The 11,925-nt window shown below is 49.1% G+C and carries 12 protein-coding genes; 10 read left to right on the top strand and 2 right to left on the bottom strand.

Going from position 1 to position 11,925, the window contains the following annotated elements:
* Positions 1-61 precede the first annotated feature (61 nt).
* The 6 genes from J7619_RS28005 to J7619_RS28030 all read left to right on the top strand — a co-directional run bounded on the left by J7619_RS28005 (position 62) and on the right by J7619_RS28030 (position 4,884).
* Positions 62-871 carry an SDR family oxidoreductase gene (locus tag J7619_RS28005; RefSeq protein WP_291207049.1) on the top strand — a complete coding sequence of 270 codons (810 nt, stop codon included), beginning with the start codon at positions 62-64 and terminating at the stop codon, positions 869-871.
* Positions 872-898: 27 nt separating this feature from the next.
* Positions 899-1,804 (top strand): AraC family transcriptional regulator, encoded by a 906-nt coding sequence (locus J7619_RS28010; protein ID WP_291207052.1) that lies wholly within the window; start codon positions 899-901, stop codon positions 1,802-1,804.
* 146 nt (positions 1,805-1,950) lie between these two features.
* The gene (locus J7619_RS28015; protein WP_291207055.1) at positions 1,951-2,298 is read left to right on the top strand and encodes a DUF488 domain-containing protein; all 348 of its coding nucleotides are present in this window, start codon (positions 1,951-1,953) and stop codon (positions 2,296-2,298) included.
* A gap of 136 nt (positions 2,299-2,434) precedes the next feature.
* Positions 2,435-2,626 (top strand): hypothetical protein, encoded by a 192-nt coding sequence (locus J7619_RS28020; protein WP_291207058.1) that lies wholly within the window; start codon positions 2,435-2,437, stop codon positions 2,624-2,626.
* A 382-nt stretch (positions 2,627-3,008) separates the two neighbouring features.
* Positions 3,009-3,425 carry a hypothetical protein gene (locus tag J7619_RS28025; protein ID WP_291207061.1) on the top strand — a complete coding sequence of 139 codons (417 nt, stop codon included), beginning with the start codon at positions 3,009-3,011 and terminating at the stop codon, positions 3,423-3,425.
* Between the two features lie 631 nt (positions 3,426-4,056).
* On the top strand, positions 4,057-4,884 hold the full coding sequence (locus J7619_RS28030; protein ID WP_291207063.1) for an SGNH/GDSL hydrolase family protein: 828 nt from the start codon (positions 4,057-4,059) through the stop codon (positions 4,882-4,884).
* 11 nt (positions 4,885-4,895) lie between these two features.
* Here J7619_RS28030 and J7619_RS28035 read toward each other — a convergent pair whose 3' ends face one another.
* Positions 4,896-5,453: a DUF4468 domain-containing protein gene (locus J7619_RS28035; RefSeq protein ID WP_291207066.1), complete on the bottom strand. Its 558-nt coding sequence runs from the start codon at positions 5,451-5,453 to the stop codon at positions 4,896-4,898.
* A gap of 135 nt (positions 5,454-5,588) precedes the next feature.
* On the opposite strand from J7619_RS28035, the gene J7619_RS28040 reads away from it, so the two are divergent.
* From J7619_RS28040 to purL, 4 genes are all read left to right on the top strand, one after another.
* Positions 5,589-5,942 (top strand): DUF6152 family protein, encoded by a 354-nt coding sequence (locus J7619_RS28040; protein ID WP_291207067.1) that lies wholly within the window; start codon positions 5,589-5,591, stop codon positions 5,940-5,942.
* A 2-nt stretch (positions 5,943-5,944) separates the two neighbouring features.
* On the top strand, positions 5,945-6,430 hold the full coding sequence (locus J7619_RS28045) for a DUF6644 family protein (RefSeq protein ID WP_291207070.1): 486 nt from the start codon (positions 5,945-5,947) through the stop codon (positions 6,428-6,430).
* Positions 6,431-6,468: 38 nt separating this feature from the next.
* Complete coding sequence (gene tnpA, locus J7619_RS28050; protein WP_291207073.1) at positions 6,469-6,969, top strand: IS200/IS605 family transposase; 501 nt, start codon at positions 6,469-6,471, stop codon at positions 6,967-6,969.
* A gap of 161 nt (positions 6,970-7,130) precedes the next feature.
* Positions 7,131-10,796: a phosphoribosylformylglycinamidine synthase gene (gene purL / locus J7619_RS28055; RefSeq protein WP_291207076.1), complete on the top strand. Its 3,666-nt coding sequence runs from the start codon at positions 7,131-7,133 to the stop codon at positions 10,794-10,796.
* 548 nt (positions 10,797-11,344) lie between these two features.
* Here purL and J7619_RS28060 read toward each other — a convergent pair.
* The coding region (locus J7619_RS28060) for a T9SS type A sorting domain-containing protein (RefSeq protein ID WP_310589827.1) at positions 11,345-11,925 on the bottom strand (581 nt) is incomplete at its 5' end.

The following is an 11,925-nucleotide window of genomic DNA, read 5'->3' on the forward strand; positions in this document are numbered from 1 at the left end:
ATCTATAAGCCGGACGGCCGGGCACCTGCCAACTTTGCATCATTCAATTAAACAAACCAAAATGATGACAAAGACAGTTTTGATTACAGGTGCTTCTTCGGGATTTGGGAAGGATGCTGTACGGTTATTTCAGAAAAACGGATGGAATGTAATCGCTTCGATGCGCTCGCCGGAAAAGGAAACCGAGCTGGGGGAGCTTGATCGCGTGGCGCTCGTGCGCCTGGACGTGACCGACAGCGTGAGTATACAAAAAGCAGTGGAAGAGGGCATTGCACGCTTCGGCAGTATCGACGTGCTGGTGAATAATGCAGGATTTGGTTCGCTGGGCGTACTGGAAGCGGCCCCGACCGAGGTGGTGCGCCAGCAATTCGAGGTGAATGTGTTCGGGGTGATCGACGTGATTAAGGCGGTGTTGCCGCATATGCGTAAAAATAAGAGCGGGGTGATCATCAATGTGGCGTCGATGGGCGGCCGGATCGCCTTTCCTTTCTCTACATTATATCATGCTACCAAATATGCGGTAGAGGGCTTGTCCGAATCGCTTCAGTATGAACTTGAACCACTGGGCATCGGGGTGAAAATCGTGGAGCCCGGCGGCTATAAGACGGATTTCGCAGGCCGGTCGCTGGCAACTTTTGGCGCGGGCGATTTGTTGGATTACATGCCTGCCTATGATGCCTTTGCGGGACAGGTGGACAACTGGCCGATGTCCGAGCATGTGTGGGAGGTGGCCGAGGCTATTTTTGAAGCGGCCAGCGATGGTTCACAGCAGTTGCGTTACCCGGTTGGGGCGGATGCCGTGCAGCTGCTTCAAGCCCGGAAAGAAATGGACGATCTCGCTATCAAAAACCTGATTGCCAGTCATATTTAGTATTAATCATTCAGCTGTTTCCCTGTTATGACCAGCCAGTATCTCGATATCGAATCCATCCGCGGTCTGCACGACTACGTAGGCGCGCCCGGGCCCAGGCACCCGCTGATCAGCCTGATCGATAATACCCAGTTCTATGCGCAATGCCCTCGCGAGCTGACGGCCTTCCGGTTTGGTTTTTACACAATCTCGTGCAAGCGCATTCACGGCGTTTTAAAATATGGGAAGGGGCATTATGATTTCAGCGAAGGCTCGCTGATGTTTACCGCGCCCTGGCAGGTCATAACAGGCAGCATTGAAGAAGGCGGCGTCGAGGAGGGATGGGCGCTCTTTATCCACCCCGACTTGCTCAATGCAACTGAACTGGGAAAAAAGATGCATCAATATTCGTTTTTCAACTATGATGTAAATGAAGCATTACACATTTCCGATGACGAAAAGCAGGTGATCCGCGACTGCGTGGCCAAAATCGAGCGGGAATACTCCCAGAATATCGATAAGCACACGCTCCGGCTTATTACCGGCAATATCGAGCTGCTACTCAATTATTGCGACCGGTTTTATGACCGGCAGTTTTATACCCGCGCCAAGGTGAGCAACGACCTCGTGCAGCATTTCGAAAGGTTGCTGAACGACTATTTTGGCAAAGACACACTAATCGAGTCAGGATTGCCTAATGTTAAGTATTTCGCCTCGGAATTGAATCTGTCGCCCAATTACCTGTCCGACTTGCTCAACCGCTTCACCGGCAAGACCACGCAGGAACATATTCATTTGCGGATGATCGATAAAGCGAAATCGCTGCTCTGGGGAACCGAGCAGTCCATCAGTGAAATTGCCTACGACCTCGGTTTTGAGCATCCTTCCCATTTCACCAAAATATTTAAAACCAAAACCGGTAAATCGCCCAGCGCATTCAGGAACCTGAACTGACGAACGGCGCCCCGAGGGCTGCCCGGCGGCATTGCGCTGGTTTCCGATCCAGGGCGAGTTCAAGATAAAAAATACTTTCAACAGTGGCTGGAAAACGGCCGGCATGGCTAACTTTAAAGGGTTGTGATACCTTTAATCGACAGCCTATGACTATCAAAACAAAACGCATTTACGAACCCGCAGCGGCCACTGACGGCTACCGTGTACTGGTAGACCGCCTGTGGCCGCGCGGGCTTACGAAGGAAGCAGCCGGCATTGACCGCTGGATGAAAGAGGTGGCGCCGTCCAATGAGCTGCGGACATGGTTTCACGCCCATATGGACGAATGGGACGAGTTCAGTGCCCGTTATCAGGCAGAACTGAAAAATTCCGACGCATTAATTGCATTGCGCGAAATCGTTTCAGATCATGACGTGGTTACCTTGCTTTTTGCCGCTAAAACAGAAGACCGGAATCAGGCGCTGGTCTTGAAAGAACTGCTCGAAAAAGCCTGATCTCCGCTCAACGTTCCAATATTGCCCGAGTTCGGTAGTGTGTTTTAGTTGAAAAACTTATAGGAATTATTTGATAAAAAATAGGTGTAATCAAAGTGAATTGATTATATTTAAGTAAATCAAAAATCCTCAGACCATGATGCCTTTCATTAAAGTTACCGGCGAATTTGACGAAAGCCTGCACGTAAGTGTGGAGAAGATTCTGTACTACATGGGGTATAGCCACGGATGTACGATCTGGCTCGCTACCAGTATTTCCCTTCGTGTGAAGGAATGCGAAGAGGATATTAAAAGGCTCATCGAAGAAGCATATATGCAGGAGGCATAAGCCGGAAGGCCGCATCACCGTATGCAGCATTGACCTGTACCAAACAGTGAGGGATCGCTGCCGGAAAAGCATAGCCCGGCAGCGATTTTTTTTGCGCCGATCGCACAGTTGCGTAGATGATATTGCGCTTGTTATAGGATTATTTTAATAAGTTGAAATGTCAATACGAAGAATTTTAAGCAAACAAGGAAAGAAATTGTAGTTTTGTAAACTATTGATACACAATAATAGTTTATAGATTTGTTGCGGGGGTTAAGTCCGTTGTTGTATCGTTGCTGAATGGTTTTATTTAGTACTTTACCGTTGTTGTGAATTATATTATTAATTGGCTGAAAACCTCCCGAAAATATTGCCCTACGGGCATCCAGTAAAATTCAATACCATGAAACAAGTAAAAAAGAGTAAAAGCAAGCATGCACCGGTGGGTTTCCGGTCATTTCTGGGTCAGTTTTTCACGGACCGCACATCATCAACCAAAGAAGAATATTCAGAAAACCGGTACTCGGTCGTATATACTTTGAATGAGCAATATCAGCATGTGGGTTGCCCTACGCAGGAAGAAGCGCAGTTGGTGCAGAGTCTGATGCTTACTGATGAAAACCGTGTTCCTGTGGGGATTTATGATTCGCGCTCCGATTCTTTCGAATGGGAGATCGTAGGGGAGTATCTTGCCGCCCAGGGTTCTGATGAGCATCAACGCGATCGCGAGGAGGCAATTCTGACCATTGCGCGTGCATTACGCCGCCGCGATGCGAGCTGGCATCCGGAATACCTGCAGCGTCCGAGCTTTTTTGCCTAGGGTAGGAAAGAAATTTTGTTATTCATATAAAATGTAACTAGGCCGTCTCCCGAGGAGTACGGCCTAGTTTTTTAATGTCTTAGTCTATTACCAAGTAAGGATAACAGAAACATTAGGAAGAATAGAATCAAGCCACAAAAGAAGCTGAGTAAGAGAAAGTCCAATTCCTACCATGATTTTGATGAGGTTAGTGTTTTTGTTGCCTACTCGTTTCTAGTGGTTTTCGGCTGTCCCACACCTTGCAAGATGATGTAATATTAGTGCGACACATTATTAAAAGCAAATTCGATAATTCGATGTTTTGCTACTGCCGGATTTGATTCTACGAGATTGGGGGAGTCGTTCGGTGATCACGTCATAAATAGATTTCTACAACGATAGTATTTTTTAACAAGTTGATTTTCAGTATATTGAATATAATAGGCATTGGAAGGTGCTTTTCGTTGGGAAATATAAGGTTGTAAAATAGTGTCGCATTTATGTAGAATAAATTTAGTTGTCTCGAATTAAATTTGACCTTGGTTCGGGAATTATGCCACAATAGGCCGGGGTGTTTTCGGAGATAGAATGAATTTGCAACGTCTGAATGCTTGGCTTAACTTTCAGAAAAAATCCAAATCCCTAGAAACTGATGAAAAGATTTCTGCTTCTTCTTGCGCTTATGGTCATCGTTGCGGCATCCAAACCGCGCAAAATCACCTGGGTGGCCATCGGCGATTCCATTACCTACCTCAACGACCATCAAAACGAAACCGGGAGCCGTGTATCAAAAGGCTACCTGACGTTGATCTCGGAGAAGTTTCCGCAGGTTACCTATGTCAACCAGGGGCATAATGGCTGGACATCGGTGAACATCGCCGATAAAATCGAGTCGCTGGGGCTTGTGAAAGCTGATGTTTACACGGTTTTCTTAGGCACGAACGATTGGTGGCAGGGAAAGTCGCTCGGCACCATTACTGACTATGAGCAGGGGAAAGGCAGTGGGACAGTCTATGGTGCGTTCAGGGTCATTACCGATAAATTGAAGCAACTCAATGGGAAAGCAAAGATTATCCTTATTACACCTATGCAGCGGGGAGACTTCGTGTATATCAACAGCTACAAAAACAATGCATTCGGGTCCTATAAACCTAAAAAGGATCAGACTTTGGAGCAGTTTGCGAATGCAATTGTGGAAATAGGGAAGAAGGAGAAGATGCCGGTAGTGGATCTGTACCACGATAGTGGCATCAACCTGGATAACATGGTCCGTTTCAAGCGCCTGAAAGACCCGCAAACCGGCGCCTACAAAGATTTTAAATACCCGGATTATATTGACGTTCCTTTCAATCCGGAGACGGACGAGTATCCCTACCCGGAGCAATCCGTCGACATGACCTACGATGGTTTGCATCCGTCGGATAAAGGCTATGAGGTGATTGCCGAAATGCTGATCAAAAAATGGAAAGGGCTGAAATAACAGCCCCGTTCTTACTCCGCTTTGGGGTTGGTGACGTAGGTTTTGAGGTCTCCAAGCAGATTATATAATGATGTGTTGATACCTTCATTGTCTGCTTTTGCCGTTTGCAAGGCTAATTCTGCGTCCTTGCGTTTCTTGCGACTACTTTCTGTCTTAATGCTTTGCTCTTTGGCGACGATATTGTCATTTTCTTTCGAACTTAACCGCACAGGGCTGTGTTCGGCCGAAACGCCGTCGAGCGTGGTAATGCGGGCGTCGTACTGATTGTCCTTATACTGAATGCCGAGATCGAACCGGATGTATTGGTAGTCGGAGTGAATAACAGGGATGTAACTGGTAATGAGTATGATGCCTGCCTGGGTGTCGTCGCTGGTGATCGCATTTTGCGCATTTCCAAACTTTCTGTCGACCCATGCCCTGACTTTCTGGTGAAGTTCCGTCTTGCTTAATTTGGGCTGTCCGGAATCGGTATAGCTGATGTTGTTTTTGGAATCGAGCGGCAACCGGCCGTCCTGCGCGAAAGTGTGGGTGGCCGCGGAAAGCAGCGCGAAAAGAAGGAGATGTTTCAAGACAAAGTGTTGAATTGGTGACCGGGCAAATATAGCGGAAAACATTTTGGTGGTGCTTTCGGCGACTTTGTATTTGGTCCGGTTTTTTAAAAGAGAGGATTTGGCTACTTTTAACTACACTAAACTCAACAGGTTATGGCAAAGTTTCAAACCGTTTCGCTTGCAATTGCGCTGCTTATCTGCGCTTCGTTTACTGTCCTTCACCACGGTTGGGCTGACTACGATCAGACCAAACCAACAGATTTTAAGGCGAAAATCGAAGATCTTACCTACGAAAATCCGCATGTGCTCGCCAAAGTGAAGTATAATAAGGAGCTTACCACTGTTTATTTAGCGCCTGTGACGCGGATGGAATCGCGCGGCTTGAATGCGGACATGATCAAAAAGGGTACGACGATTCGGTTTGTAGCCTATCCGCACAAAACCGAGAAAAACGAAATGCGTGCCGAACGCATATTTGTGGGTAACGACAAGTACGAACTTCGCTAGTTGTGCAGTCGTACCATCAATGGCTTGAATGGCTTGAAAAATCAAGATGGGCCGTAGGTATCCGGCAATCGCTATGGCTTTATCCTGCCCTTGAAATCGTTCATATTTTAGGCATCGTACTCCTGGTGGGCGCAGCGTTCCTGTTTGACCTGCGCTTGCTGGGCTTTTCGCGCAACTTGCCTGTCAGCGCACTGTCAAAGTATTTGCTGCCCTGGTCGCAGCGTGGATTGATTTTGATCGTTCCCTCCGGCATCCTATTGTTTCTGACCAATGCACAGGCGCTGGGCGTCGATCCGGTTTTCTGGACGAAGGTCAGTTTGATCCTGGTTTCGGCATTGAACGTATTTGTGTTTCACCAGTATGTGTACCGCCCCTTTAAACGTCGCGGTGCGTCCGGTGATTTACCGGGTATGGCCAGGATGTGCGCGGGTATCTCGATTGCTGTTTGGATTGCAGTGGTGGCTTGCGGGCGGTTGCTGGCTTACTGAGCCGAAGCCGTTTGCTCATCGTATTATAATGTTAGGGCTTGCAGGTATTAGCTTTTGCTAAACGTAAATTCTTAGCGATGGGCAACAGTTATTCTCAAATCTTCATTCAATGTGTTTTTGCGGTGAAATATCGTGCAGCCCGGCTTCATAAACCCTGGCGATATGAATTGTTTGGTGTTATCGGAAATCTCATCAATGAAACGGGGGCGCAGGTGCTGATTGTAAATGGAGTAGAGGATCATGTGCATTGTTTGTTTCGGTTGAAGCCGTCGTCGCCGGTCTCGGAAATTATGAAGGTTGTAAAGGCGAAGTCTTCGAAGTGGATCAATGAATCCGGATTTTTGAATGACCGGTTTGAGTGGCAGGTGGGCTACGGTGCGTTCTCGTATAATAAACGTGAAGTCGAACGGGTTTATAGGTATATCGAAAATCAGGAAGAGCATCATTACGGAATTTCTTTTCCGGACGAATACCTGGAAATGCTCGTAAAAAACGGCGTTGAATATCAGGAACAATATCTTTTTCATGCGCCCGTCTGATTCCTTTTTTCAGGGATTGAAATCCCTGGCTGGAGTATCGTTCGTGCCTCCGGCACTTGGCGGTGGAAAGTGCCGGAGGCACGAACGATTTTTAAACCAGGTAATTCATTATCTGGTTTAAAAACTAAAAAAGACGTACCTTTGCGCCTTAATTGGACATCATGATTTACTTCTTCACTGGCGGGGACGAAACCGTCTTTGCACTACAAACCGAGCGAACGCTCACTGCCTCCGATTCCTCCAAATTAAGCTGGCTTTTCGGCGGCGCAGAACTCCGCAAGGAGACCGTTCTCACAGACTTTTTCGTCGGGCCACGCGCAGCCATGATCACGCCGTGGAGCACCAATGCCGTCGAAATCACCCAGAATATGGGCCTGGAAGGCATTGTGCGCATCGAGGAGTTCAAGAAAGTAAGTGCTGATTTCACGGATTTCGATCCGATGCTTTCGCAGAAATACAGCGAATTGAACCAGGATATTTACACCATCAATATCAAACCTGAACCCGTTCAGGAAATTGAGGATATTGCTGCCTATAACAAACAGGAAGGCCTGGCATTGAGCGACGAGGAAGTGGATTACCTCAATGGCCTTGCCGAAAAACTCGGTCGTAAACTGACCGACTCCGAAGTGTTCGGTTTCTCGCAAGTGAACTCCGAGCACTGCCGCCACAAGATCTTCAACGGCGTTTTTGTGATCGACGGCCAGGAGCAGCCGGTCTCGCTTTTCAAGCTGATCCGTAAAACTTCCGAAACGAACCCTAATTCGATCGTTTCGGCCTATAAAGACAATGTTGCATTCCTCAAAGGGCCCGTCGTGCAGCAGTTTGCGCCGAAGCGCCCGGACGTACCGGAATACTACGAAATCAAAGATTTTGAATCCGTACTTTCATTGAAGGCGGAAACCCACAACTTCCCGACCACCGTGGAGCCGTTCAATGGCGCTGCCACGGGCTCAGGTGGAGAGATTCGCGACCGTCTGGCAGGCGGACAAGGCGCGATCCCGCTCGCGGGTACGGCCGTGTACATGACCGCGCTCTCTCGCCTGGAAGAAAATCGCCCGTGGGAAAAAGGTGTCGAAGAGCGTCAATGGTTGTATCAGACGCCGATGGACATCCTGATTAAGGCGTCCAATGGTGCTACCGATTTCGGTAATAAATTCGGCCAGCCACTGATCGTCGGTTCGGTGCTGACATTTGAGCATGAGGAAGATGGCCGCAAGCTGGGTTATGATAAAGTAATCATGCAGGCCGGCGGTATCGGTTACGGTAAAGCCGAGCAAGCCAAAAAACATACACCTGCTACCGGCGACAAAGTGGTGGTAATGGGTGGCGAAAACTACCGGATCGGGATGGGCGGCGCGGCCGTTTCGTCGGCGGATACCGGTGCGTTCGGCTCAGGTATTGAATTGAATGCGATCCAGCGCTCTAATCCTGAAATGCAAAAACGCGTAGCCAATGCCGTGCGCGGAATGGTGGAAAGCGGCAATAATACCATCGTTTCTATCCACGACCATGGTGCAGGCGGACATTTGAACTGCTTGTCTGAACTGGTGGAAGAAACAGGGGGCAAAATCGACCTCGACAAACTGCCGGTAGGTGATCCGACGCTTTCAGCCAAAGAAATCATTGGCAACGAATCCCAGGAAAGAATGGGCCTCGTGATCAGTCAGGACAACATCGACTTCCTCCAACGCATCGCCGACCGCGAACGCGCACCGATGTATACAGTTGGAGAGGTAACGGGTGACCACCGCTTCACCTTCGAATCGTCGACCACCGGCGCAAAGCCGATGGACCTGGCGATGGACGAAATGTTCGGTAGCTCGCCGAAAACATACATGCGCGACAAAACCGTGGAGCGCACTTACGAGCCGGTGCAGTATGAAACTTCGAAGCTGCATGAATACCTCGAACAGATGCTGCAACTCGAAGCGGTTGCCTCCAAAGACTGGTTAACCAACAAAGTCGACCGTTGCGTAGGTGGCCACGTGGCGAAACAGCAGTGCGCGGGTCCTTTGCAACTGCCGCTGAATAACGTCGGCGTAATGGCCCTCGACTTCCAGGGGAAAGATGGTATTGCGACTTCTATCGGTCACGCGCCGCTTTCAGCATTGATCGACCCGGCAGCAGGTAGCCGCAACGCGATAGCCGAAGCGCTTTCGAACATCGTTTGGGCGCCTTTGAAAGACGGACTGGCGACAGTATCACTTTCGGCCAACTGGATGTGGGCATGTAAAAACGAAGGCGAGGATGCACGTTTGTACAAAGCCGTACAAGCCTGCTCGGATTTCGCGATCAGCCTGGGCATCAACATCCCGACAGGAAAAGACTCCCTGTCGATGAAACAGAAATACAAGGACGGTGATGTAATCGCGCCCGGAACAGTCATTATTTCGGCTGGCGGGCACTGCGATGACATTACCGCGGTAGTAGAACCAGTATTGCGTAAATCGGGTGGTTCTATTTATTATATCAACCTGTCGGGCGACCGTTTCAAACTCGGCGGGTCGTCGTTCGCGCAAATCCTGAACAAGATCGGTTCTGAAACACCTGACATTCAGGATGCAGCGCAGTTTAAAACAACATTCAATGCGATCCAGCAGCTGATCAAAGCCGGCAAAATCCAGGCTGGTCATGATATCGGCAGCGGTGGTCTGATCACCACATTGCTGGAAATGTGCTTCGCCGATCGTGACCTGGGGGCTTCCATTGACCTGTCGGTGCTTGGCGATCAGGATATCATCGAGAAACTGTTCTCGGAGAACATTGGTATCGTATTCCAGGCTGATGAATCGGCAGAGGCCTTATTGGCAGCTAGTGGAATAGCATTCCACAAAATAGGTACTGTTAATCTGGCATCTACGCTGACAGTGAAAGATGCGACAGGTAAATGGGACTTCGACATTGATCACCTGCGCGATGTTTGGTTCAAAACATCTTATTTGCTGGATCAGAAGCAGACCGGCAACGGCCTCGCGAAAGAGCGTTTCGATAACTACAAGCATCACGTATTGCGCTACAAATTCCCGGCGCAGTTCGATGGTAAAAAGCCGGCGATCGACGCTTCAAAACCACGCCCGAAGGCCGCGGTACTCCGTGAAAAAGGCAGCAACTCCGAGCGTGAGTTGGCCAACGCCATGTACCTGGCCGGCTTCGAAGTGAAAGACGTTCACATGACCGACCTTATTTCCGGTCGCGAGACGCTGGAAGATATTCAGTTCATTGGTGCAGTAGGTGGTTTCTCCAACTCCGACGTGTTGGGTTCAGCCAAAGGTTGGGCAGGTGCATTCCTTTACAACGAAAAAGCGAAAATCGCGCTAGAAAACTTCTTCAAACGCGAGGATACCCTTTCCGTCGGTATTTGCAACGGTTGCCAGCTCTTCATTGAGCTTGGCCTTATCAACCCGGATCACGAAGAAAAGCCTAAAATGCTCCACAATGCGAGCCATAAGCACGAGAGCATCTTTACCTCGATGACCGTTCAGCCAAACAATTCCGTGATGCTTTCTTCGCTCGCGGGTAGCACGTTAGGCGTGTGGGTGTCGCACGGGGAAGGCCGCTTCCAGTTGCCGCTGTCAGAGGACCAGTATAACATCGTTTCCAAATACGGTTACGAAACATATCCCGCCAACCCGAATGGCTCGGATTACAACACTGCTATCCTTTGCGACAACACCGGCCGCCATTTGGTAACCATGCCGCACATCGAGCGGTCGCTATTCCAATGGCACTGGGCACATTATGCAGAAGGACGCAAAGACGAGGTTTCGCCCTGGATGGAGGCTTTCGTGAATGCGCGGAAGTGGATCGAGGAGCGGAATAAATAATATTTCAAGGGAGGAAAGGAGGATGGAGGAAGTGATGCCTTCCGATAATTTGGCCCGTCGCGATGATGATCGTGACGGGCTTTTTTTGAGCTATTGATCTAATTCTGCAATAAACCGTCCGATGTCTTTGAGTCCCTTCTTCGCGCAGCATAAGGCCGAAACAAATGCACCCTCATCCTTAAATAGTGCCTCATTTGCCGCGCCAGGTTCTGGCGTGATTCGGTGAGTACGGCTTCCGACAGCCAGCCCTGGTAGAGTTCGCCGCGATGCGGGCGTTTTGCTCCATCAGATGCACCACGCTGAGTAGAAGGCATATTTCCTAGTCGAGATCTATCGCTCGTCGCGCGCAGATGGCAACGGCCGTCCGAGCGCTTTCGATTCGGCTTACCTCCTGCGCAAATACGATACCGAGTTCGATATGCCGGCGATTCCTGCTTTTGTGAAAAGGTAATTTTTCCGATCGTTTTGTTTCTCGAACAAATCCGAGGAAAAGGTAAGCGGTACCAAAACGCGCCGGAAGCGCAACCGCTGCGCTGAGTTCGCGGTATTTATCTGTTTGAATGTACCAATTTCTTCACCGTATAACTTTCATCGATCTTCAACCGGCAGAATAGTGTTTCCTCAGGACCGGGAGACAATTCTCTGACATCATATTGCCATTTTCCTTTGGCGTGGGGATTGTTTACGACTGTCTGTAGAATCTTTCCCTGCTTGTCTATAATGTCCAATCTTACGTGGCTGTTTTCGCGAGGGACATCGAACGAGATCGTGATTTTTTCTGTGAATGGATTGGGATAGGCATTTAACTCAAAGCCAGGCTCTTCATCTTGTTGCTCTTCGGTGATATCCACCCCTTCCCTTTGATTAATATATTGTCCGATATTGACCGCAGCAGAAACATGCCAGTTCCCGATGGCATCTTTCATATAGCATTTCATGCCAAACCAGTTTTGATCGGTGGTAAACACGCTCGACGTACCGCCCGCGACACCCTGGTTGTTGATATGAGTGGAATTCCAATGGTACTGGACACCTCCGGAAGGAGCGGTGAGTGTTCGCCAGTCATTGTTCTTGGAGTAAGCGAGGAGCGGAACATAGCTGGCTGCGACGGGATTGCTGAGGGCTCCAA

Source organism: Dyadobacter sp., from assembly GCF_017744695.1.
Lineage (GTDB): Bacteria > Bacteroidota > Bacteroidia > Cytophagales > Spirosomataceae > Dyadobacter.

What these genes read in the sequence shown, in the direction of transcription:
- J7619_RS28020 (WP_291207058.1), top strand. Translation starts at nt 2,435, where the DNA reads ATGATGCCTTTCATTAAAGTTACCGGCGAATTTGACGAAAGCCTGCAC.
- J7619_RS28015 (WP_291207055.1), top strand. Translation starts at nt 1,951, where the DNA reads ATGACTATCAAAACAAAACGCATTTACGAACCCGCAGCGGCCACTGAC.
- J7619_RS28010 (WP_291207052.1), top strand. Translation starts at nt 899, where the DNA reads ATGACCAGCCAGTATCTCGATATCGAATCCATCCGCGGTCTGCACGAC.
- J7619_RS28005 (WP_291207049.1), top strand. Translation starts at nt 62, where the DNA reads ATGATGACAAAGACAGTTTTGATTACAGGTGCTTCTTCGGGATTTGGG.
- J7619_RS28025 (WP_291207061.1), top strand. Translation starts at nt 3,009, where the DNA reads ATGAAACAAGTAAAAAAGAGTAAAAGCAAGCATGCACCGGTGGGTTTC.
- J7619_RS28040 (WP_291207067.1), top strand. Translation starts at nt 5,589, where the DNA reads ATGGCAAAGTTTCAAACCGTTTCGCTTGCAATTGCGCTGCTTATCTGC.
- J7619_RS28030 (WP_291207063.1), top strand. Translation starts at nt 4,057, where the DNA reads ATGAAAAGATTTCTGCTTCTTCTTGCGCTTATGGTCATCGTTGCGGCA.
- purL (WP_291207076.1), top strand. Translation starts at nt 7,131, where the DNA reads ATGATTTACTTCTTCACTGGCGGGGACGAAACCGTCTTTGCACTACAA.